The following is a 22,962-nucleotide window of genomic DNA, read 5'->3' as shown; positions in this document are numbered from 1 at the left end:
TCACAGGAGCGTGGCCGCCCCGACTCCCAGCCATACGGCTCCGAGTCCGGCGGCCGCGCTCCCGGCCACGTTGGCCACGGCGAACCCCCGCGCCCCGCTCTCGTACAGCCGCAGCGTCTCGTACGAGAAGGTGGAGTACGTGGTCAGCGCCCCGCACAGGCCCGTGCCGAGGAGCAGCTGGGCCCGGGCCGAGGTGACGCCGGTGAGCAGGCCCAGGACGAGGGAGCCGGCGACGTTCACGAGGAAGGTGCCCCACGGGAAGAGGGAGTCGTGGCGCGCCTGGACGGCCCGGTCGGTGAGGTAGCGCAGGGGCGCGCCGACCGCCCCGCCGGCGAGGACGAGGAGCCAGTTCACCGGCGCTCCCGGCCGGTGTAGCGGATGACCTCGCAGTCGTCGAGGATGACCAGGCCCTCGCCCACCACCGCGTCGAGCTGGGGCAGGAACGCGCGGATCCGCTCCTCCGTGTCCACGAGCACGATCGCGACCGGCAGGTCCTCGCCTAGCGAGAGCAGGCGCGAGGTGTGGACGAGGGAGGAGGCGCCGTACCCCTCCATGCCGCGGAAGACGGAGGCCCCGGCGAGGCCGCTCTCGTGCGCCCGGTGGACGATCTCGGAGTACAGCGGCCGGTGGTGCCAGACGTCGCCCTCCCCGACCAGGACCGTCACCCGCAGGGCCCTGCCCGCCAGTCTCGTCATCGCGGTCTCCTCACCAGCACGCCACGGGCCGCCGTGGTCCCGGCCCAGACGGCGGTCAGTGCCACGATCGCCGTCGCTCCCAGATAGAGGATGCCCCGGGCCGCGTCCCCGGCGCTCAACAGGCGCTGCGTGTCGAGCGCGTACGTGGAGAAGGTGGTGAATCCTCCGAGGACTCCGGTGCCGAGGAAGGGGCGCAGGAGGGGGTGGAGCGGGGGCCCGGTCTCGGTGAGCAGGACCATGAGGACGCCGAGGGCCGCGCAGCCGGACGCGTTCACGGCGAGGACGGTCCACGGGAAGGCGCCGGGCGGGGTGGGCCAGGCCAGCACGGCGGCGTAGCGGGCGGCAGCGCCGAGGGCGCCGCCGGCCGCCACGGCTCCGACGGCCGGCAGCCGCCCGCGCAGTTCCATGGCGGCAGGTTAGCGGCGCCGGGGCCGGCCGGCCCCGCACCCCGCGCTCTCCCGGGCCTCCGCACTCCGCTCCCCCGCTCCCCGGCCGTCGGGCGGCGGCTACGCGGTCAGGGAGTCCAGCAGCGTGGTCGCCCAGCCGGCGTCGTAGTGGTCGAGGCGCGGGAAACCGCCGTCGTAGAGGTCTCCGGTGAAGACGTAGGTGGCGCCCGGGTTGTGCTCGGCGTAGCCGCCCGGGGCGAAGAAGTGCGGGCTCCCCTGGATCCGGGGGCCGCGCGCCTCGTGCCACTGTGCGTACACCTCGCGCCGGCCCGCGCCCTCGGAGAGGGCCTTCTCCAGGGCGGTGGCGTCCACGTCGGGGCACTCCTCGGCGATGTCGAGGATGACGGAGTGCAGGGATATGCAGCGGTGCTCGGTGTAGAAGGCGCGCCGCAGACCTGCGTCGAGCTGGTCGGAACCGCGCAGTCCGCCGGCCTCGGGCGCCTTGGCGGCCTGCACGGCCTCGAGGGCGGGCAGGATGCTCGACGGGTACTCCCAGGCGGGCGCGTTCCAGAGCCGCCAGCCCAGTTCGGGGCGGTGGGCGCCGAGCATGACGACCTCGGCGTCGACGATGTGCTTCGGCGTGGGCTGGCGGTTGAACAGCTCCAGGGGGAAGGCGCGGTGGTCGATGAGGAGGTCCTGGCCGCGGTCGGCGGCGGCGGTGCGCAGGATGTTCAGGGCGAGCGAGGCCCAGGGGCAGCCGATGTCCGACCAGACGGTGACGACGGACGCGGTGGCTTCTCGTACGGGTGTCATGGCCGTGAGCGTGAGCATGCGGCGGCGGGGCGTCCAGCCCGCGCGGAAGACTTCGTCACCATGGCCGGTCGTGCGGTGGAGAGCGGCCGGAAGGCTACCCGGATAAGTTTCCGTTTCTGCCGGAGGTCGTGCACTATGGGGAGGACGGACTTTCCTGGGGCGGCTTGGAGTGTTGTGTCATGCAGTTCGGAATCTTCACCGTCGGGGACAGGACCACCGATCCCACCGACGGCACCACGCCGGGTGAATACGAGCGCATCAAGGCGATGGTCGCCATCGCCCGCAAGGCGGAGGAGGTGGGTCTCGACGTCTTCGCGACCGGCGAGCACCACAATCCGCCGTTCGTGCCGTCCTCCCCGACCACGCTCCTCGGGCACATCGCGGCCCGTACGGAGCGGCTGATCCTTTCGACGTCGACGACGCTGATCACCACCAACGACCCGGTGAAGATCGCCGAGGACTTCGCGATGCTCCAGCACCTGGCGGACGGGCGCGTCGACCTGATGATGGGGCGCGGCAACACCGGCCCGGTGTATCCGTGGTTCGGCCAGGACATCCGGCAGGGCATCCCGCTGGCCGTGGAGAACTACGCGCTGCTGCACCGGTTGTGGCGGGAGGACGTGGTGAACTGGGAGGGCCGCTTCCGCACGGCGCTCCAGGGCTTCACCTCGACTCCGCGCCCGTTGGACGGTGTCCCGCCGTTCGTGTGGCACGGCTCGATCCGCTCCCCCGAGATCGCCGAGCAGGCCGCGTACTACGGCGACGGGTTCTTCGCCAACCACATCTTCTGGCCGAAGGAGCACACGGCGAAGATGGTCGGTCTCTACCGGCGGCGGTACGCGCATTACGGCCACGGCACGCCGGAGCAGGCGATCGTGGGCCTGGGCGGCCATGTGTTCCTGCGCAAGAACTCGCAGGACGCGGTACGGGAGTTCCGGCCGTACTTCGACAACGCGCCGGTCTACGGCCACGGTCCGTCCCTGGAGGAGTACACGCGGGAGACCCCGCTGACGGTCGGCTCCCCGCAGGAGGTGATCGACCGGACGCTGTCCTTCCGGGAGTATGTGGGCGACTACCAGCGGCAGTTGTTCCTGATCGACAGCGGCGGTCTGCCGCTGAAGACGGTCCTGGAACAGCTGGACCTGCTCGGCGAGGAAGTGATCCCGGTGCTGCGCAAGGAGATGGAGAGCCTGCGGCCGGCCGGCGTGCCGGAGGGGCCGACGCACGCGGCCCGGGTGGCGCGGCGCGACGCCGAGGCGGCGGCGGGGGCGAGCCGGGGGTGACCGGGCGGTGAGCCGGGCGGCCGGGTGGTGAGCCGGCGCGGGCCCCGGGGCCGGGGCGCGGGGGCCTGTGCGTGAGGCTTGTGCGTGAGGCTTGGGCCGCGAGCGGGCCGTGAGTTGAGCGAGACGGACAGGCGCGGCCTCTGGCCTGGGGCATTAACCAGGGGCCGGCCCGTTCCGTCTCGTCCTGCGATGGTCGGGCCGCGCCCCACCGCGGTCAAAGCAGGGCCGCCGAGTCTGTCAGATCACCGGCGCGCCGGTTTGAAACCGGGTGACGCGAATGTGGCCGGACCACACCCCCTGGTGGTCCGGCCACACCTCTCTCCCCTCCCGGACGGTGTCCGGCCCCCCACGCGTCACCCGGGAAGCCACCACCGGTGGTCCGGTCACCATCCGGCGGCCAAGACGGGTGCCGGGTACACCTCGCCGCAGGTACGCACCAGGCGAGACGGTGTGAGGGCAGCTGGAGGGAGCTGCGAAACCGTCGGGCAGGAGTGTCGTGAGTACATCCGTCGCAACCAAGCGCAGGACCGTTCTCGATTCACTGGGGATCCAGCACCGCACCGGACTCGGGCCGCACTCGGCGCCGTACCGGAACGCGGTGGCCGACGATGTCTACGACGAGCTGTGTGCCACGCTCTTCTCGGGGTTTCCCCGGCGCGATCAGCGTCTGAAGGCAGAGCAGTACCTTCGGGGGCTGCTGACCGCACAGGGCCGGAAGTCGATCCGTAACATCGCCGCACAGATCGGTGGCGCCGCCGCCGAGCAGAGTCTGCACCATTTCATTTCGAGCTCCACCTGGGACTGGCGGCCGATGCGGGCCGCACTCGCCGGGTTCCTGGAGCAGAACAGCTGCCCGCAGGCGTGGGTGGTCCGTTCGATGCCGATTCCGAAGGCCGGCGAGCACTCGGTCGGCGTGGACCGTCGCTTCGACCCGGAGCGGGGGCAGGTGTTCCGCGGGCAGCAGGCCTTCGGGGTCTGGTTCGCCGCCGAGGAGCTGAGCGTGCCGGTCAACTGGCGGCTCTTCCTGCCCGACCCCTGGGTCAAGGACCGGACGCGGCGCGACCGTGCCGAGGTCCCCGAGGGGGCGGGCGAGGAGACCCTGGAGGAGTGCGCGGTCGCCGCGGCGCTCGACACCGCGCGCTGGCAGGACGTGACCCGCAAGCCGCTGCTCCTCGACATCCGGGGCGGGGCGGGGCGGGCGGCGCTGAACCGGCTGGCCGGGGCGGGGGTGCCCGTGGTCGCCAGGATCGGCGCGACGTGCCGGCTCTCGGTCGCGGACCGGGCGCTGCCCGGCTTCGGCGCCGGGCCGCTGCCGGCCCAGCAGATCCTCGAATCGCTCAAGGGTCTGCGCCGGCCGGTCGGCTGGCTGGACACCGCCTCGGGTACGCGGACCTCGCGGACCTCGCTGGCGACGGTGGTCCGGGTCGCGCTGCCGGCGCCCGCCGGGGAGCGGATGCGTCCGTTGCTGCTGCTGGGTGAGTGGGACGATCCGCGGCGGCCTCCGAGCCGGCTGTGGATCACCGATCTGACCGGGGCGACCGTCGGGACGCTGCTGCGTCTGACGAAGCTGTCCCGGCGGGTGGAGCGGGACTTCACCCAGGTCGGGGAGGGCGCGGGCCTGCGGGACTTCGTGGGCCGCTCGTTCCGCGGCTGGCACCGCCACATCACGCTGGCCTCCGCCGCCCACGCGGCGACGGTCCTCGCGACGGACTGGGACACCGCGTTCGAACCGGGCCGCACGGCGAGCTGACCGCGGCGGCCCGGCGAGCCGCCGACTCGCCCCCGGACAGGGGGGCGGGTCGGCGGCTCGTCGGCGCGGCGGCCTCTGCGCCGCCGGAGCACGCCCGGCCGGACGCGGGTCCGGCCGAGACCGTCGGCGGGACCCGCGGACGCCGGGTCGGCGCACCACCGCCGCCGGAGCCCCGCCCGGGGGGTCGGCCCCGCCGGGGGGCCTGGCCGGCCCCCGGGCGCCTCGGTCGCCCCGCGCGTTCCGGCCTCCGCCGGCCCCCGGGCGCTTCGGTCGCCTTGTCCGCCCCTCGCGTTTCCGCCTCCGCCGGCCCCCGGGCGCCTCGTCCACCCCGCGCGTTCCCGCCCGCGCCTACCCCGCCGGACGGTCGCGGTCGCGGTCCTGGGCGGAGGGGCGGGTCGGGTCCGTGCCGCGTTGGCGGGAGAGGACGTCGCGGGTGCGCTGGAGGCGCAGGGCCAGCTGGACCTCCAGGACCTGGCCGGGCTTCTGCCACTCCGCGCCGAGGAGTTCGCCGATCCGTTCCAGCCGGCGCGAGACCGTGTTGGGGTGGACGTGCAGTTCCTCCGCCGCGTTCGTCGGGCTCGCGCCCGAGGCGAAGTACGCCTCCAGCGTGCGCGTCAGGTCCGTGAACCGCTCGGCGTCGTAGTCCAGTACGGGCCCGATCGCGGACTCGATGAACCCGTCCACGTCGTGGTCGTCGGAGAGCAGCAGCCCGAGGAACCCGAGGTCCTGCACGGACGCGGCCGAACCCGAGCCGCCCAGCGCGCTCATCGCGTCCAGGCAGCGCATCGCCTCCAGGTACATCCGCGCCGCGCTGTCCGGGCTCCAGCCGGGGCCGGCCGCGCCGACCGAGACGGGGTGCCCGAGCAGCGGCGACAGCTCCCCCGAGACCGCCTGGGCGGCCGCGGAGGCGTCGACCCCGGGCAGCAGCAGGACGATGCAGCCGCCCTGCACGGTCTTCAGGCCCGCCATGCGGTACGCGTACGAGGACGCCCAGACCACCGCCCGGCCCTGCTCGCCGCCCTCCGGGCGGGCCACCACCAGGACGTGCGGTTTGCGCAGGTCGATGCCGAGGCGGCGGGCGCGCTGCACGATCTGCTGCGGGGCGTGCTGCGGGTCGGCGAGCAGGTCGTCGAGGAGTTCGTCGCGCACGGGGCCTTCGGCGACGGCCGTGGAGCGCTGCATCAGGAGCAGGAAGGCGACGGACTGGGCGGCGAGTTCCAGCAGCCGCTCGTCCTCGCCGGTGAGCCCGGTGGCGGTACGGATCACCAGCACGCCCAGGTCCTCGGAGCCGGCGATGACCGGTGCCACCCACGTGTTGTCGCCGGTGACCACGGGCCGCCGCCCCGCGTGCGCGTCCAGCGAGGCCTTCGCCACCGACTCCTCGTCGAGGCCCGGTATGTCCCCGCCGGAGGCCAGGCTGCGGCCGCCCGGGTCGCGGATCATCACGGTGCCGTCCAGGGCGTCCCCGGCCGCCTTCGCGACGTTGCACAGGTCCCCGCCCGACAGGACGAGGTTCATGATCCTGCTGTGGGCCTCGCTGACGTGCCGCATCCGGGTGAGGCTGGTGCGCGCCCGTGAGCTGTCCAGCTCCAGTTCGGTGACCTCGGCCCGGGTCTGGTCGAGCAGTCCGGCCTTCTCGATGGCAACGGCGGCCAGGTCGGCCAGCGAGGACATCAGCCCGATCTCGTCCGGGGTGTAGTGGCGCACCCGGCGGTCGGCCCCGTACAGCGCGCCGACGGTCGTGTCCCCGCTGCGCAGCGGCACGGCCATGACGGCGTGCAGCCCCTCGGCGCGGACGACCTCGTCGATCGCCTCCGCGTGCGGAAAGCGGTCGTCCTCCAGATAGTCGGCGCTCCAGGCCGGTTCGCCATGGGCGTGCGCCTCGCCGCCGAGTCCGTGGCCGTCGAGGACCCGCAGTCCGGTGGTCAGGCCGGTGAGGGAGCCCTCGGTGGTGTGGATGTAGGAGGAGCCGCCGGCGGTGCGCAGGCTCACGTACGCCATGTCGAAGTCGAGGAGTCGCCGGGCCCGGCGGGTGATGACCCGCAGGAGGCTGTCCAGGTCGTACGGGAAGGTCAGGTCCCGTGCGGTGTCGACCAGGGCGGCGAGTCCGGCCTCGCGCTGTTCGCGGCGGCTGAAGGAGGTGCTGATGCCGGTGGCGAGCTGAACGGCTCGTTCCAGCCTTGCCAGTTCGCCGTCGGGAAGGCCCGCCCGGCGGGCGTCCCCGAGGAGTGCCTCGAAGCGGCCTGGTGGTGCGTGTTGAGCCAACAGCTCAAGGACCGCGAGCGCGTCGGTGCCCCCGCCCCCGTCCGCGCCGTGCATGGACATCGTCCCAACCCCCGTTGTTGGAAGAAAACCGGGGACTCCGGAGAGTACCCGTACCGCTGGCCGAAACTAATTCGGTCCGGGGGTACGGTCAACGGTGACCTCGGCCACTTCATTCCCGGCCAGTGCAAGGGGGGTTGGGGCCGGACGGGTACGGGGCGGGGCGACGTCGCCTCAGTCGACCACCGTGCCCGACGTCGTGCGGAGCACGATGCGGCTGCCGTGCGGGCCGTGCGTCTCGATGCGGCGGTGGACCGCGGCCGCCTCGCTCAGCGGGCGGACCTCGATTTCACGCGGACGCAACGAACCGGCCGCGAGGAGCCGGTTGATGGTCTCGGCGGCTTCGGCCAGTTCGGCACTGGTGGCGTGCGAGATGACGAAACCGGCGATCGATCCGTCCTTCATGTACAGCCGCCCGGCGGGGAGTACGGGCTCGGTGCGGGCGCCCGCGAGGAGCACGATCCGGCCGCGACGGGCGAGCAGGTCCACGCTGTGGCCGAGGTCGTTGGTGCCGGAGGCGTCGAGATAGGCGTCGACGCCGTCCGGGGCCGCCTTGGCGATCAGCGCGTACACATCGGGGTCGGTGTAGTCGAAGACCTCGTCGGCGCCCAGCGAGGAGACGTACCCCGCGTCCCGCCGGCGGGCCGTGGCGATGACCCGGGCGCCCGCCTGGGCGGCGAGGACGACCATCGCGCTGCCCACGTTGCCCGCCGCGCCCGCGACGACGACCGTCTCCCCGGCCCTGACCCGGCCGTGGGTGAACAGGCCGAGGTAGGCGGTGGCCGCCGGGTGGACCACGGCGACCGCGCTCTCCGGGTCGACGCCGTCCGGGAGGCGGTAGAGCCGGTCGGCGGCGACGACGGCCCGTTCGGCGGCCGCGCCCTGCCGGCCCTCGTGGCCCAGGCTGTTGCACCACACCAGATCGCCGGTGGTGAAGCCGGTGGCGCCGGCTCCGGTGGCGGCGACCCGGCCGACGAGGTCGCGGCCGATCACGAACGGAAAGGGCAGCGGCGTGCGGAAGAGTCCGGAGCGGACGAACGTGTCGACGGGATTGACGGTCGTGGCCAGGACGTCGACGAGAACATCCGTCGGTCCGGGACGGGGGTCGGCCACTTCTCCGTAATGAATCGCGTCCGGCGGTCCGAGCTCTTCGATGTAGGCAGCGCGCATGCGACGGATACTCGCAGAACCCCGGCCCGCTTTTCCGAAGACGGCCCATGATGTGTCAACTCGGCTCGAAGGTCGGCGCATTCGCGCCCTAGGGTGCCGTTCATGGAATTGTCATTGACCGATCTCACCCCGGCCGATCCCGCCCTGGTCACCGACGTCGGCCCCTTGATACGGGCCCTGCGGCCCGGCCTCGACGCGGCCGCCTTTCTGGAGTTCGCGGTCGCCGCCCACGGCCAGGGGCTGGTCTTCACCGCCGCCCACGGCCCCGACGGGCGGTGCCTGGGAGTGGCCACCCACCGGGTTCTCGCCACCAGCCGGGGCAGGCTGCTCTTCGTCGACGACCTCGTCACCGCACCCGAGTCCCGCTCGGCCGGCGTGGGCGCCCGCCTCCTCGGCGCGCTGCGGGAACGGGCGAGCCGCGCCGGCTGCGTACGGATCGAGCTGGACACCGGCACCGCCAACCACCGGGCACAACGCTTCTACCACGCACAACGGATGAACATCGTGGCCCTGCACTATGCGCTGGACACCGCACCCGGGGACCGGACTTGACGGACCCTGATTCGTTCCGTTGACCCCACCCCCGGGCGCTCAGCAGTATCCCGTCCCGAGAACGGCGAAAAATACGCCCATTCTCCGTCCGCTCCGTCCGCCATTTTCCGACTGCCATTGCCCACCCGCGCGTTGTGGCGGGAGCGGCCCGCGCGTTCTCGCGGGAGCGGTCCGAATTCGCCTTGCCGATCAGAGTCGATCTCGGCATTTCTACCGACGAAAGCCTGGGGACATGCTGCTGCAGCGTATTGGAAACCGTGGTATCCGCCTGGGCACGCTGTTCGAGCGAGCGGCGTCCCGGCACCCCGCGAACGTCGTGATCCTCGATCACGACCTCGACATCGCCCCCGGCCTCGGGCGGCGCATGACCGTCGCGGAGATCGCCGACCTCATCGACGACTACGCGTCCCGCCTGTGGGCGGCGAAGGTCCGGCCCGGCGAGCGGGTCGTCGTCTACAAGTCGGACGGCTTCGACATCACGCTGCTGTCCTGCGCCATCGCCCGCGTCGGGGCCGTACCGGTCCTCCTGTCCCCCAAGCTGGACGGCGCGACCGCCACCGAGCTCGTACGGCGCACGGACCGGCCGTTCCTGCTGACGGACGCGGCCAAGCTGGAGAAGGAGCTGCCCGCCGAGGTCTTCGACCTGGCCGGGAAGGTGCTGCTCGCCTCCGGGAGCCACGAGGGCGCCACCGAGCTGGCCGCCCTCGAGGGCGTGGCGCGGGTCCCCGCGGTGACCATGCCGCCCGAGTACCCGACGCTGATCACGCACACCTCGGGCACCACGGGCACGCCGAAGCTGGCCGTGCACACCGGCCGTACGCTGCAGGCCCGCTACCGCCCGCAGATATCGGCGATCAGCGCGCTGATCCGGGACCGCGAGACGATCGCGATGCACGTGTCGTTCGTGCACTCGCGGCTCTTCACCGCCCTCGCGATCTCCCTCTTCCGCGGGTTCCCGATCCTCGTGCTCGCCGATCCCGACCCGCGGCAGGCCGCCGACCTCTTCGCCCGGCTCAAGCCCGGCATCCTGGAGGCGCACCCCAACTCCTTCATGGAGTGGGAGGAGCTGGCCAAGGACCCGCGGGGGCCGCTCTCCAACGTCAAGCTGTTCTCCTCGACGTTCGACGCCATCCACCCGCGGACCGTGCACACCCTGCTGCGCGCCACCAGGCGGCGGGCGCCGCTCTTCGGCCAGCTGTACGGCCAGAGCGAGGTCGGCCCGGCCGTGGTCCGCGCCTTCACCCGGCGCCGCTCGCTCGACGACGACGGCCGCTGCGTCGGCCGTCCCTTCCCCGGCATGACGGACGTGCGGGTGGTGAGCCGCGACGGCAAGGAGCCCTCGCAGGACAACCCCGGCTACATCGAGGTGCGCAGCGACGGCCGGATCGTCACCTACCTCGGCGAGCAGGAGCGGTACGACCAGCAGGTGTCGGCGGACGGCTGGTGGCGGATGGGCGACGTCGGCTACCGCACCAAGTGGGGCTGTGTGCACCTCCTCGACCGCGAGGTCGACCTGATCGAGGGCTTCGGCTCGACGCTGGCGGCGGAGGACACCCTCTTCGGCAAGCTGGAGGAGCTGGCGGAGGTCATCATTATCCCCGGCGAGGACGGCAGGGCCGTCCCGGTGGTCTGCACGAAGGACGACCGGCCGCTGGACCCGGCGGCCTGGAAGGCGGCCGCGGCGTCGCTGCCGCCGATGGCGGAGCCGGTGCAGTGGCGGCTCGGCGAGCTGCCGCAGACCGCGACCACCAAGATCAAGCGGTTGGAGCTGGCGCGTCTGCTGGCGGCCGGGTCGAAGGGCCCCGCCGGGTCGGACGGCGCGCCGGCGACGACGGGCGCGGCCACGGCCGCCGGTGCCCCGGCCGGTGCCTCCGGTACGGCCACGGCCGCCGGGGAGCAGGCATGAGCGGGGACCGGGGCGCCCAGGGCGGGCGCCACGGTACGGGCGTGGGCGACAGTCACGCGGAGTACTGCGTCGTCGGCGCCGGGCCCCGCGGCCTGTCCGTGCTGGAGCGGCTCTGCGCCAACGAGCGGCTCGCGCCCTCCCACCGGACCGTGACCGTCCACGTCGTCGACCCGGCCGCGCCGGGCGCGGGTGCGGTGTGGCGCACGGAGCAGTCCAGGCACCTGCTGATGAACACCGTGGCCTCGCAGGTCACCGTCTACACCGACGACAGCGCGCGGATCGAGGGCCCGATCGAGCCCGGTCCGAGTCTTTACGAGTGGGCCAGGGAGCTCGCCGTCCTCACGGACGCGGGCGCGTCCGTCGACGGCTACGACACCGCGACGCTGGAGGAGGCGCGCCGGCTCGGCCCGGACGACTACCCGTCGCGGGCCTTCTACGGCCGCTATCTGCACGACTGCTTCCAGCGGGTGGTGGCCCGCGCCCCCGCGCACATCACGGTCCGCGTGCACCGCTCGCGGGCGGTCGCCATGGCCGACACCCACGGCGTGCCCGGCGGGCCGCAGGGCGTGCGCCTGGAGGACGGCACCCGGCTCAACCACCTCGACGGCGTGGTCCTCGCCCAGGGGCACGTGCCGGCCCGGCTGACGGCCCGCGAGGCGCGTACGGCGAGCCTGGCCCGCATCCACAACCTGCGGTACGTCACGCCCGCCAACCCGGCCGACCTGGACCTGAGCGGTGTCGAGCCGGGGCAGCACGTGCTGCTGCGCGGGCTCGGGCTCAACTTCTTCGACCACATGGCGCTGTTCACGGCCGGTCGGGGCGGGGTCTTCGAGCGGCGGGACGGCCGGCTGGTGTACCTCGCCTCGGGGCGGGAGCCGAAGCTGTTCGCGTCCTCCCGGCGCGGGGTGCCGTACCACGCGCGGGGCGAGAACCAGAAGGGCGCGTACGGGCGTCACCTGCCGCGGCTGCTGACGCCGGAGTTCATCGAGCGGCTGCGCGCCCGCAACGCCGACGGCGAGCGGGTGAACTTCGCGCAGGACCTGTGGCCGCTGATCTCGCGGGAGGTGGAGAGCGTCTACTACGGCACCCTCCTGGACTCGCTGGGGCGCGGCGCCGAGCGCGAGGCGTTCACCGGCCGGTACCTGGCGACGGCCGGTGAGGCGGAGCGGACGGCGCTGGCGGCGGAGTACGGCATTCCGGAGCCGGACCGGTGGGACTGGGAGGCGCTGTCCCGGCCGTACGGGGAGCGGGAGTTCACCGGCCGGGACGACTTCCGGGCCTGGCTGCTGCGCCACCTGGAACGGGACGTGGCCGACGCGCGGGCCGGCAATGTGCACGGCCCGCTGAAGGCGGCCCTGGACGTGCTGCGGGACCTGCGCAACGAGGTCCGGCTGGCCGTCGACCACGGCGGCCTGGAGGGCAACTCGCACCGGGACGACCTGGAGGGCTGGTACACCCCGCTCAACGGCTTCCTGTCGATCGGCCCGCCGGCCTCCCGTATCGAGGAGATGATCGCGCTGATCGAGGCGGGCGTCCTGGAGGTCATGGGGCCCGGCACGCAGATCCGGCTGGACGCGGCGGCGCCGTCGTTCGTGGCCGCGTCGGACACGGTGCCCGGGCCGCCGGTACGGGCGTCGGTGCTGGTCGAGGCGCGGCTGCCGGAGCCGGACGTGCGGCGCACCCAGGACCCGCTGCTGCAGCACCTGCTCGGCACGGACCAGGCGACGCCGTACCGGATCGCCGGTTCCTGCGGCACGAGTTACGAGACGGGCGGCCTGGCGGTCACCGAGCGGCCGTACCGGGTGGTGGACGGCCGGGGCCGTCCGCATCCGCGCCGGTTCGCGTACGGCGTGCCGACCGAGTCGGTCCACTGGGTGACGGCGGCCGGCATCCGGCCTGGCGTCGACTCGGTGACGCTCGGGGACTCCGACGCGATCGCCCGGGCGCTGTGCGCGCTGCCGCCGGCGGCGCAGGTGCCGGCCGGGGTCCGTCCGGTGCCGGAGGGCTCCTCGGCGGAGCTGAGCGGGGTGATCGTGTGACCCGCGCGTGGGACGACGCGGGTCTGCTGTCGCCGGTGCGGGCGGGGACGCCGGTGGAGGCGGCGGTCGGCGATGTCGCCTGGCTCCAGGCGATGCTGGACGCGGAGGCCGCGCTGGTCCGGGCCCAGGCCCGGCTCGGCACGGTCCCGGAGTCCGCGGCGCGGGCCGTGTCCCACGCGGCGCGCGCCGAGCGCCTCGACGTCCGCGCCCTGGCCCTCGCGGCCCGGGAGACGGCCAACCCGGTCGTCGGGCTGGTCCAGGCGCTGACCCGGGTGGTCGCCGAGGACGACGGGGACGCGTCGGAGTACGTCCACCGGGGCTCGACCAGCCAGGACATCTTCGACACGGGTGCGATGCTCGTCGCGGACCGGGCGCTGCGGCTGATCCGCGCGGACCTGTCCCGTACGGCGACGGCGCTCGCCGCCCTCGCCGAACGCCACCGCGACACCCTCGTCGCCGGCCGCACCCTGGGTCTCCACGCGGTCCCGACGACGTTCGGCGTGAAGGCGGCGGGCTGGTACACCCTGGTCATCGCCGCCGACGAACGCCTCTGCCGGGTCCAGGACGCGCTGCCGGTCTCCCTGGGCGGGGCGGCGGGGACTCTGGCGGGGTACCTGGAGTACGCCGTTCCGGCGGTGGGCGCCGGGGAGACGGCGGGGACGCGGGACGGGGACGGGGGCGTGGAGTCCTTCGACGTCGGCGCGTACCACGACCGGCTCCTGGAGGCGTTCGCCGAGGAGACCGGCCTGCGGACGGCCACGGTCCCGTGGCACGCGCTGCGCTCGCCCGTCGCCGATCTGGCGGCCGCGCTGGCGTTCGCGTCCGGGGCGCTCGGGAAGATCGCCGTCGACGTGCAGTCGCTGGCCCGGACCGAGGTCGGGGAGGTCGCCGAGCCGGCCGGGCGCGCCGGGCGCGGGGCGTCGTCCGCGATGCCGCACAAGCGGAATCCGGTGCTCGCCACGCTCATCCGTTCCGCATCGCTCCAGGTGCCCGCGCTGGCGGGCGCGTTGACGCAGTGCCTGGTCACCGAGGACGAGCGGTCCGGTGGCGTGTGGCACGCCGAGTGGCAGCTGCTGCGGGAGTGCCTGCGGCTGACCGGCGGCGCCGCCCACACGGCCGTCGAGCTCGCCGAGGGCCTGGAGGTGCGGGCCGGCCGGATGCGGGACAACCTGGCGCTCACCGGCAGCCGGATCGTCTCGGAACGGATCGCCGCGGTGCTGGCCCCCCGGCTCGGGAAGGCCGCCGCGAAGGAGTTGCTGACCTGGGCGTCGGTCACGGCGGACCGGGAGGGCCGGCCGCTCCCCGACGTCCTGGCCCAGGCTCCGGAACTGGCCGGGGTCATGGACGCCGCCGAGGTGGCCTCGCTCTGCGACCCGGCCGCTTACACGGGAGCGGCGGGCCCGCTGGTCGACCGCGCGCTGAAGGGATCGCCGTGACCACCCCGGGGACACCGGGCCGTCCGGGAGCACCGGGCACCCCCGCCCCCCGTCCCCCGCGCCGCGCACGAGGGCGGCGGATCGAGGACTGGGATCCGGAGGACGTCCGCTTCTGGGAGGCCCGAGGGAAGCGGATCGCCCGGCGCAACCTCGCGCTCTCCGTCGCCTCCGAGCACATCGGCTTCTCCGTCTGGTCGATGTGGTCGGTCCTCGTCCTCTTCATGTCGCCGCGCATCGGGCTGCCCTTCACGCCCGGCGAGAAGTTCCTCCTCGTCGTCACCCCGACGCTCGTCGGCGCGGTGCTGAGGATCCCGTACAGCCACGCCGTCACCCGCTTCGGCGGCCGCGACTGGACCGTCTTCGCGACCGCCGTCCTCCTCGTGCCCGCCTGCGGCGCCGCCTACTTCGTCCAGCGGCCCGGCACGCCCCTGTGGGTCTTCCTCCTCATCGGCGCCCTGGGCGGCGCCGGCGGCGGCAACTTCGCCTCCTCGATGACGAACATCACCGCCTTCTTCCCGCAGCGCCACCAGGGCTGGGCCCTCGGCCTGAACGCGGGCGGCGGCAACCTCGGCGTGGCCGTCGTCCAGCTCCTCGGGCTGCTCGTCATCGCCACCGCGGGCGACACGCACCCGGCCTACGTCGCCGCCTTCTACCTCCCCCTGATCGTGACGGTCGCCCTGCTGGCCGCCTTCCGGATGGACAACCTGGCGCCGCCCGCCCGCAAGGAGAAGGGCGCCTGGACCGAAGCCGTGCGGTGCGCGCACACCTGGTGGATCTCGCTGCTCTACATCGGCACGTTCGGCTCGTTCATCGGGTACGGCTTCGCCTTCGGCCTGGTGCTACAGACCCAGTTCGGCTCCACCGCCCTCGAAGCCGCCTCGTACACGTTCCTCGGCCCACTCCTCGGCTCGCTCGCCCGGCCCTTCGGCGGGCGGCTGGCCGACCGGTGGGGCGGGGCGCGGGTGACCGCCTGGACGTTCGTGGCGATGGCGGCCGGCACCGGAGGGCTGCTGCTGGCCTCCGCGCGCGGCTCGTTCGCCCTGTTCGTGGGCGGTTTCACCGTCCTCTTCGTGCTCACCGGGCTCGGCAACGGCTCCACGTACAAGATGATCCCGGCCGTCTTCGCCGAGCGGGCCGGCCGCGAGGTCACCGACGGCCGGGACGCGCGGGACGCCTTCGCCCGGGCCCGGCGCCTGTCGGGCGCGGTCATCGGGATCGCGGGCGCGGTCGGCGCGCTGGGCGGGGTGGCCGTCAACCTCGCTTTCCGGGCGGCGTACGGCTCCGAGGGCGGCAGCGGCGCCCCCGCCTTCGTCGCCTTCCTCTGCTTCTACGCCCTGTGCGTCGCGGTCACCTGGACGGTGTACCTGCGCCCGGCACGCGGCTCCGGGCACGGCGACCGGGCCGACAACGGGGCCGGAAACGGCAGCGGCAACCGGGGCGCCGCCGGCGCCCGGCCCGCCCGACGCTCCGGAGCCGGCCGTGTCTGAACCCACCACCCACCCCACGCCCCCCACCCGTCGCACGGTGCACACCCACTGCCCGTACTGCGCGCTGCAGTGCGGTACGCGGCTCGGCAACGGCCTCGGCGAGGTGACCGTCACCCCCTCCGACTTCCCCGTCAACCAGGGCGGCCTGTGCCAGAAGGGCTGGACCGCGCCGGACGTGCTCGCCGTCCCGGACCGGCTGCGCACCCCGCTGGTGCGGGGCGCGGACGGCCGGCTCTCCCCCGCCGACTGGGACACCGCCCTGGACCTGGTCGCGGGGCGGCTGCGGGAGATCCGGCGGGAGTCCGGCCCGGACGCCGTCGGCGTCTTCGGCGGCGGCGGGCTCACCAACGAGAAGGCGTACATCCTGGGGAAGTTCGCCCGGCTGGCGCTGCGGACCAGCCGGATCGACTACAACGGCCGCTTCTGCATGTCGTCGGCGGCCGCCGCCTCCAACGCCGCCTTCGGTGTCGACCGGGGCCTGCCCTTCCCGGTCACGGACCTGGGCCGGGCGGATGTGGTGCTGCTCGCCGGCGCGAACCCGGCCGAGACGATGCCGCCGCTCATGCGCCACCTGGACCGGGCGGCCCTGATCGTGCTCGATCCGCGCCGCACCCCGACCGCCGAACGGGCCGCGCTGCACCTGCGGCCCGCGCCCGGCACGGACCTGGCCTTGGCGCTCGGCCTGCTGCAGCTGACCGTGCTCGACGGGCGGCTCGACCACGCTTTCGTCCGGGAGCGGACCAACGGCTTCGAGGAGGCCTGGCAGCGGGCGCTGCCCTGGACGCCTGAGCGGACCGAGCGGGTGACCGGGGTGCCGGTCGACGCGCAGCGGAAGGCGGTCCGGCTGCTCGCCGACGCCCGGCGGGCGTACGTCCTGACCGGGCGGGGCGCCGAGCAGCACAGCAAGGGCACGGACACGGTGTCGGCGTTCGTCAACCTGGCGCTCGCGCTGGGGCTCCCGGGACGGGAGGGCAGCGGTTACGGCTGTCTCACCGGGCAGGGCAACGGCCAGGGCGGCCGCGAACTGGGCCAGAAGGCCGACCAGTTGCCCGGCTACCGGATGATCACCGACTCGGCCGCGCGGGAGCATACGGCCCGGGTGTGGGGCGTACCGGCGGCGAGCCTTCCGGGCCCGGGGCCGAGCGCGTACGAACTGCTCGACTCGCTCGGCACGGACCACGGCCCGCGCGCCCTGCTCGTCCTCGGCTCCAACCCGGTCGTCTCCGCCCCGCACGCCGGGCACGTCGCCGAGCGGCTCGGCGCGCTGGACCTGCTGGTGGTGGCCGACTTCGTGCCCTCGGAGACCGCGCGCCTGGCCGACGTGGTCCTGCCGGTGACCCAGTGGGCGGAGGAGGAGGGGACGATGACCAACCTGGAGGGGCGGGTGCTGCGCCGCAGGGCGCTGCTCGACCCGCCGGCGGGGGTGCGCAGCGACCTGACCGTGCTGCGCGATCTCGCCGTACGGCTCGGGGAGCCGGCCGAGCGGTATCCGGACCGGCCGCAGGAGGTCTTCGAGGAGCTGCGCCGGGCGACGGCGGGCGGGCGGGCCGACTACTCCGGCGTGAGCTACGAACGGCTCGACGCGGGCGAGGCCCTCTACTGGCCCTGCCCGGCGGTGCCGTCGGGGCCCGCGCACCCGGGCACGCCCCGGCTCTTCCTCGACGGGTTCGCGCACCCGGACGGGCGCGCGCGTTTCGTGCCGGTCGAGCACCGCGACCCGGCGGAGATGCCGGACGCGGCCTTCCCGCTGTACGCGACGACCGGGCGGGCGCTCGCCCACTACCAGTCGGGGGCGCAGACCCGCCGGGTGCGGCGGCTGACGGCCGCCGAGCCGGAGCCGTACGTCGAGATCCATCCCGACGCGGCCGCCCGCGCGGGCGTCGAGGCGGGCGGGCTCGCCCGGGTGGTGTCGGCGCGCGGAACGGTGGTGGCGCGGGTGCGCGTGGTGGAGGGCCTGCGGCCGGACACGGTCTTCGTGCCGTTCCACTTCGCGGGCGACGGCCGGGCGAACCTGCTCACCGGCCCGGCGCTGGACCCGCGCAGCGGGATGCCGGAGTTCAAGGTGAGCGCGGTGCGGGTGGAGCCGGTGCGCCCGGACGGCGACGACGAGCGGACCGCGGCGGGTGGCGTACGCGCCGAGGCCGTGCGCGACCGGGCCGTCCGCGACGAGCCGGTGGGGGCGTGATGCGGATCGTCGTCGTCGGCAACGGACTCGCCGCGCACCGGCTGACCGCCCGTCTCGCGGCCCTCGGCCATGACGGCCCGGTGACGGTCCTGGGCGCCGAACCGGGCCCGGCCTACCAGCGCACCCTCCTCGGCTCGGTGCTCGACGGCGGGCTGCCGCCCGGCGCCCTGACGCTGCCGCCACCCCCGGAGGGGGTGCGGGTCCTGACGGGCGTCCGGGTCGTCGCGATCGACCGCGGGCGACGGTTCGTGCGCTGCGCGGACGGGACGCGGCACGACTACGACACGCTGGTCCTGGCCACCGGAGCCCGGTCGGGCGGCGATGTGCACACCCTGGCGGACTGTTCCCGTCCGGTCCGGGGCCGGGTGGCCGTGATCGGCGGGGGCGTCCTCGGCGTGGAGACCGCGACGGCGCTGCGGCGGCTCGGCCACCGGGTGGTCCTGGCGCACGCCGGGCCGTATCCGATGCACCGCCAGCTGGACGAGGTGGCAGGGCAGTTGGTCGCGGCCCGGCTGGAGGGGTGGGGCATCGAGCTGCGGCTCGGCGCGCACGTCCCGCCCTCCGGCACGCTGGACGCCGACACGGTCCTGCGCTGCACCGGGACCGCGCCGGAAACCGCCCTGGCCCGCGGGGCCGGCCTGGCGGTCCGGCGTGGCATCGTCGTCGACGGGCACCTGCGGACGAGCGACCCGGCGATCCACGCGATCGGCGCCTGTACGGGCGCGTCCGCGTCCGACCTGACGGGCGCCATGGCCCAGGCGGAGACCCTGGCCGTCCTGCTGACCGGCGGCGACGCGCGGTACGTCCCGGCACCCCGGATCCTGCGCCCCCGGGTGCCGGGCCTGGACGTGGCCTGCGTGACCGCCCCCCCGTCCGCCCGGCCACCGACGACCACGGCCCCGGCGACCTGGCCGGGCTCTGTCAGGCCGGCCGCGCCGGCGGAGGGCCCGGCACCGGCCGACGGCGCCGCGGGGCCGACCGGTTCCGGGCACACCGGTCCGGACGAGGTGGTCACCTTCTCCGATCCCGCCCGGGGGCGGTACGCCCGGATCGAGATCCGGGGCGACCGCGTCTCGCGGGCCGTGCTCGTGGGCCTGCCCGACGGCATCGCCGCCGTCGGCCAGTTGTGCGCCGAGGGCCGGCCCGTGCCCGGCGACCGGCTGGCCCTCCTGCTGGGCGGCGTCCGGGACGGGGCCGACGACGATCCGGCGGCGATGGCCGACGACGCCGTGCTCTGCCACTGCAACAACGTCAGCAAGGGAGCCGTCGTGCACGCCTGGCAGAACGGGGCTCGGGACGTCGGGGCGGTCGCCGCCGCGACCCGCGCCACCACCGGCTGCGGCGGCTGCGCGGACACCGTCCGCGCGGTGTGCGCGGCGCTGCGCGTCCCGGAGGGGGTCGGATGAGCCGCCGGACGCTGGTGGTCGTCGGGTACGGGCCCGTCGCGCACCGGCTGGTCACGGAGGTGCGGGCGCTGGACCGGACCGACGGGTGGCGGATCGTCGTGCTCGGCGAGGAGCCGCGCGGCGCCTACGACCGGGTCGCCCTGTCCTCGCTCGTCTCCGGTCTGACGCCGGCCGATCTGGCGCTGCCCGCCCCCGACTTCCTCGTGGACGTGCGCCTCTCGACGACCGTGACGGCGGTCGACCGGGAGCGGCGGATCGTACGGTGCTCCGACGGGACGCGGCACACGTACGACGCGTTGGTCCTGGCCACCGGCTCCCGCCCGTTCGTGCCGCCCGTGCCGGGCCACGACCTGCCGCACTGCTTCACGTACCGCACGGTCGAGGACATCGACGCCATCCGGGCGGCGGCGCGGTCCGGCCGGCCGGGGCGGCCCGGGGTCGTCATCGGCGGCGGGCTCCTCGGCCTGGAGGCGGCCGACGCGCTGCGGCACCTCGGGCTGCGCCCCCACGTGGTGGAGGCGGCCCCCCGGCTGATGCCGCTGCAGGTGGACACGGGCGGCGGGCGGCTGCTCGCCTCGCTCGTCCGGGACCTCGGCGTCGACGTGCGCTGCGAGGCGGCCACCGTCTCCGTGGAGGAGGACGGCGTCCGGCTCGCGGACGGTACGGAGATCGAGGCCGGTCTCGTCGTCTTCTCCGCCGGGATACGGCCCCGGGACGAGCTGGCCGCGGCCGCGGGCCTGGCGACCGGGGAACGGGGCGGGTTCCTCGTGGACGACCGGCTGCGCACGGACGACGAGCGGGTCTGGGCGGTCGGCGAGTGCGCCGCCGTCGAGGGCCGCTGTCACGGGCTGCTCGCCCCGGGCCACCGGATGGCCGCGTCCGTGGCCCGGCAACTCCTCGGCCTCGCCCACCCGCCGTTCACGGACACCGGCCAGCCGACGCGGCTGAAGCTGCTCGGTATCGGGGTCTCCGGCTTCGGCGACATCCACGCCCGCACCGAAGGGGCGATCGAGTTCAGCGAGGACGACCGCGCGGGCGGCCGCTACCGCAAACTGGTCCTGTCCCCGGACGGCCGCACCCTCCTGGGCCGCGTCGAGGTGGCCACGGCCTCCTCCCCCTGACCCGTCCGGGGCCGGCGGCCGTGCTCAGGCGCGGGCGTCGCCACGGAAGGCGTCGACGTTCTCCGCGGCCCACTGCCGGAAGGTGCGGCCCGGTGCTCCGGTGACCCGCGCGACCGTGTCGCGTACCTTCAGCAGCTCGCCGTTCACGTCTCCGCCCGTGACGTCGAGCACCGCGTCCGCGGCCTCCTCGCCGAAGACGGCGGCCATCTGCGCGTGGGCCTCCTCACGGCTGATCTCCGCGAAGGGGACCTCCCGGCCGAGGGCCGCCGCGATGGCCTCGACCTGCTGTCGGGCGGTCACCGGCTCGGGACCGGTCAGGGCGTGGACGCGTCCCCGGTGGGCGGGATCGGTCAGGGCCACCCGTGCCACCGACGCGATGTCCGCGGGGTGGACGGTCGGCAGCGCGGTGTCGGCGTACGGCGCGCGGACCGTCGCGTGGTCACGGATGGCAGCCGCCCACATCAGGGAGTTGGACGCGAACTGTGTCGGGCGCAGGATCGTCCAGGCCATGCCGCTCTCCTTGAGCAGCTGCTCCACCGCCAGGTTCTCGGCGGCGGGGCCGAGGTGCGGGTGGGTCAGGACGGTGATGGACGACACCAGCACGACGTGCTCCACCCCGGCCTGCCGGGCGGCTTCGAGGACGTCGGCGTCCGGGCCGAGACGCGACACGAGGAACAGCGAACGCACGCCTTCCAGCGCGGGCTTCAGCGACGCCGGGACGGCGAAGTCGCCCTCCACGGCCTCGACCCCTTCGGGGAGGACGGCCCGCCCGGCATCGCGGGTGAGCCCTCTCAGCGGCCCGGCACCGTGGGCGCGCAGCTCCTTCAGCAGAGCGCTGCCTATGTTTCCGGTGGCTCCGGTCACGAGGATCACGGGCATGTTTCCCATCGTCAGATGATCAAGTGAGGTCACCCTAGGCGGTGTCCTGCCGATCGTGCCGGGGCGTGGTGGGCGGGCGGCGGCGGGAAGCCGAAATGGCCTGTTCAGGGCGGGAGTCGGGACCGTAAGGTCGGGGCCATGCCTCCAGAGACATCCCCCGCGGCCTCGCCCCCCGCGCCCTTCCGGACGGTGCCGCCGTCCCGCTGCCGCTGTCGCGTCGAGGGCCCGCTCCAGCGGGCCGCGCGGGGGGCGGGGGCGTGATCGACTCCACCGCCCATGTCCGGGTGGCGCGGCCCTCGCGGAGCCTCGCCGCGGCCGAGCGCTTCTATGTGGACGGCCTGGGCCTGCGCGTCCTGTGGCGCACCACCGAGCGCGTCCCGGGCGAGCACGACCTGCTCATGGTCGGCCCGCCCGACGGGGCCTGGCACTTCGAGCTGACGCACGACCCCGAGCGTCCGCTGGAACCCACCCCGACGGTGGACGACCTGTTCGTGGTCTATCTGGGCGAGCCGGTGGACGAGGAGTCGGTCGACCGGCTGGTCGCCGTCGGCGGCACCCGCGTCCCGGCCCACAACCCGTACTGGGACGAGCACGGGGTGACCATCGCCGACCCGGACGGGTACCGCCTGGTGCTGTGCTCGCGCACCTGGAGCTGAGCCTCCTGCCCACCGCTCGACCGCACGCCACCACTCCCACGATCGAGAGCACACCTTGGACCTCACCGACCGCCGCGTGGTCATCACCGGCGCGGGCCGCGACTTCGGCCGCGCGCTCGCCCACCACTTCGCCGGCCTCGGCGCCGAACTCTTCCTCGCCGCCCGCGGCCTGGAGGCGGCCGAACGCACCCGCGCCGAGATCCGCGACCGCGGCCACGACCGCGTGCACGCCTTCGCCTGCGATCTCGCGGACCCCGCCTCGATCCGCGCGTTCGCCGCGGAGGTCGGCCGCCTGACCGACCGCGTCGACGTTCTCGTGAACAACGGCGCCCGTTGGCTGGAGGGCCCTGACCTCCTGTCGGTCTCCGACGAGGACGTGGCCGACACGATCGCCTCGGGCAGCACCGGCACCATCCTGGTGACGAAGAACCTGCTGCCGCTGCTCCTGGCCTCCGACCGCCCCGACGTGGTCACGATGGTGTCCGTCTGCGGTGTTCCCGGCGCCCGGCATCCCGTGGCGCACGAGGCCTATCACGCGGCCAAGCACGGCCAGAGCGGCTTCACCGAAGCGCTCTCGCGCCGGCTGCGGCCCCAGGGCGTCCGGGTGATCTCCCTCTTCCCGCCGGACTTCGACAGCAGCCGCGACCCGCTGTCCCCGGAATGGGACACCACTCCGCGCGGAGCCCAGGATCCGCTCGCGGCGCAGTCGGTGATCGACTGCATCACCTTCGCGATCCGGCAGCCCCGCGACTGCTACATCAGCGCCTTCCACTTCGAGTCCCCGCAGCCTCCGGTCACGGCCGGCGGAACATCGCCGCTCTGAGCGGCGGCGGCGCCCCGGGCCGTGCCGCACCGGTGCCGGCCGGCCGGCGGAGG

At 74.5% G+C, this 22,962-nt stretch carries 19 protein-coding genes; 12 read left to right on the top strand and 7 right to left on the bottom strand.

The genetic code is table 11. The features are described from left to right. From crcB to ACZ6RC_RS01300, 4 genes are all read right to left on the bottom strand, one after another. Complete coding sequence (gene crcB / locus ACZ6RC_RS01315; protein ID WP_469578545.1) at positions 1-354, bottom strand: fluoride efflux transporter CrcB; 354 nt, start codon at positions 352-354, stop codon at positions 1-3. Continuing rightward, positions 351-695, bottom strand: coding sequence for a DUF190 domain-containing protein (locus tag ACZ6RC_RS01310; protein ID WP_391142831.1), 345 nt, complete (start codon positions 693-695; stop codon positions 351-353). Before ACZ6RC_RS01310 ends, crcB begins: the two co-directional genes overlap by 4 nt. Beyond that, a complete protein-coding gene (locus ACZ6RC_RS01305; protein WP_391142835.1) occupies positions 692-1,102 on the bottom strand; it encodes a fluoride efflux transporter FluC in 411 nt (136 codons plus the stop codon). The genes ACZ6RC_RS01310 and ACZ6RC_RS01305 overlap by 4 nt, the downstream gene beginning before the upstream one ends. Positions 1,103-1,201: 99 nt before the next feature. Continuing rightward, positions 1,202-1,894: a DsbA family oxidoreductase gene (locus ACZ6RC_RS01300; RefSeq protein ID WP_469578542.1), complete on the bottom strand. Its 693-nt coding sequence runs from the start codon at positions 1,892-1,894 to the stop codon at positions 1,202-1,204. A 179-nt stretch (positions 1,895-2,073) separates the two neighbouring features. Here ACZ6RC_RS01300 and ACZ6RC_RS01295 point away from each other — a divergent pair, with 179 nt between their 5' ends. Further along, positions 2,074-3,177, top strand: coding sequence for an LLM class flavin-dependent oxidoreductase (locus ACZ6RC_RS01295; RefSeq protein ID WP_469578540.1), 1,104 nt, complete (start codon positions 2,074-2,076; stop codon positions 3,175-3,177). Positions 3,178-3,718: 541 nt separating this feature from the next. Continuing rightward, positions 3,719-4,927 (top strand): IS701 family transposase, encoded by a 1,209-nt coding sequence (locus ACZ6RC_RS01290; protein WP_453614896.1) that lies wholly within the window; start codon positions 3,719-3,721, stop codon positions 4,925-4,927. A 348-nt stretch (positions 4,928-5,275) separates the two neighbouring features. On the opposite strand, the gene ACZ6RC_RS01285 is transcribed toward ACZ6RC_RS01290, so the two are convergent. Continuing rightward, a complete protein-coding gene (locus ACZ6RC_RS01285; protein WP_391142844.1) occupies positions 5,276-7,252 on the bottom strand; it encodes a helix-turn-helix domain-containing protein in 1,977 nt (658 codons plus the stop codon). A 171-nt stretch (positions 7,253-7,423) separates the two neighbouring features. Further along, positions 7,424-8,419, bottom strand: a complete 996-nt coding sequence (locus tag ACZ6RC_RS01280; RefSeq protein ID WP_391142846.1) for an NADPH:quinone reductase — start codon at positions 8,417-8,419, stop codon at positions 7,424-7,426. Between the two features lie 102 nt (positions 8,420-8,521). Here ACZ6RC_RS01280 and ACZ6RC_RS01275 point away from each other — a divergent pair, with 102 nt between their 5' ends. The 8 genes from ACZ6RC_RS01275 (at position 8,522) to ACZ6RC_RS01240 (ending at position 20,551) form a co-directional block, all read left to right on the top strand. Then, positions 8,522-8,971 carry a GNAT family N-acetyltransferase gene (locus tag ACZ6RC_RS01275; protein WP_469578537.1) on the top strand — a complete coding sequence of 150 codons (450 nt, stop codon included), beginning with the start codon at positions 8,522-8,524 and terminating at the stop codon, positions 8,969-8,971. 232 nt (positions 8,972-9,203) lie between these two features. Beyond that, entirely contained in the window at positions 9,204-10,877 is a 1,674-nt protein-coding gene (locus ACZ6RC_RS01270; protein WP_391142851.1) for a class I adenylate-forming enzyme family protein, read from the top strand. Beyond that, positions 10,874-12,916 (top strand): FAD/NAD(P)-binding protein, encoded by a 2,043-nt coding sequence (locus ACZ6RC_RS01265; protein WP_469578535.1) that lies wholly within the window; start codon positions 10,874-10,876, stop codon positions 12,914-12,916. The genes ACZ6RC_RS01270 and ACZ6RC_RS01265 overlap by 4 nt, the downstream gene beginning before the upstream one ends. Further along, entirely contained in the window at positions 12,913-14,352 is a 1,440-nt protein-coding gene (locus tag ACZ6RC_RS01260) for a nitrosuccinate lyase (protein ID WP_469578533.1), read from the top strand. Before ACZ6RC_RS01265 ends, ACZ6RC_RS01260 begins: the two co-directional genes overlap by 4 nt. 80 nt (positions 14,353-14,432) lie before the next feature. Next, entirely contained in the window at positions 14,433-15,839 is a 1,407-nt protein-coding gene (locus ACZ6RC_RS01255) for an MFS transporter (protein ID WP_469579402.1), read from the top strand. Beyond that, a complete protein-coding gene (locus ACZ6RC_RS01250) occupies positions 15,832-18,024 on the top strand; it encodes a molybdopterin oxidoreductase family protein (RefSeq protein WP_469578531.1) in 2,193 nt (730 codons plus the stop codon). Before ACZ6RC_RS01255 ends, ACZ6RC_RS01250 begins: the two co-directional genes overlap by 8 nt. Then, a complete protein-coding gene (locus ACZ6RC_RS01245; RefSeq protein WP_469578529.1) occupies positions 18,024-19,430 on the top strand; it encodes an FAD-dependent oxidoreductase in 1,407 nt (468 codons plus the stop codon). Before ACZ6RC_RS01250 ends, ACZ6RC_RS01245 begins: the two co-directional genes overlap by 1 nt. After that, positions 19,427-20,551 (top strand): NAD(P)/FAD-dependent oxidoreductase, encoded by a 1,125-nt coding sequence (locus ACZ6RC_RS01240; RefSeq protein WP_453614386.1) that lies wholly within the window; start codon positions 19,427-19,429, stop codon positions 20,549-20,551. Before ACZ6RC_RS01245 ends, ACZ6RC_RS01240 begins: the two co-directional genes overlap by 4 nt. Positions 20,552-20,575: 24 nt before the next feature. On the opposite strand, the gene ACZ6RC_RS01235 is transcribed toward ACZ6RC_RS01240, so the two are convergent. Continuing rightward, positions 20,576-21,424, bottom strand: coding sequence for an NAD(P)H-binding protein (locus ACZ6RC_RS01235; protein WP_469579400.1), 849 nt, complete (start codon positions 21,422-21,424; stop codon positions 20,576-20,578). A gap of 263 nt (positions 21,425-21,687) precedes the next feature. Here ACZ6RC_RS01235 and ACZ6RC_RS01230 point away from each other — a divergent pair, with 263 nt between their 5' ends. Beyond that, positions 21,688-22,086, top strand: a complete 399-nt coding sequence (locus ACZ6RC_RS01230; RefSeq protein WP_469578527.1) for a VOC family protein — start codon at positions 21,688-21,690, stop codon at positions 22,084-22,086. 55 nt (positions 22,087-22,141) lie between these two features. After that, on the top strand, positions 22,142-22,909 hold the full coding sequence (locus tag ACZ6RC_RS01225; RefSeq protein WP_453614380.1) for an SDR family oxidoreductase: 768 nt from the start codon (positions 22,142-22,144) through the stop codon (positions 22,907-22,909). Positions 22,910-22,962 lie beyond the last annotated feature (53 nt).

The organism is Streptomyces sp. NPDC048353 (assembly GCF_055587165.1).
The sequence above is the reverse complement of the archived record's forward strand: the minus strand, read 5'-3'. Positions and strand labels throughout refer to the sequence as shown.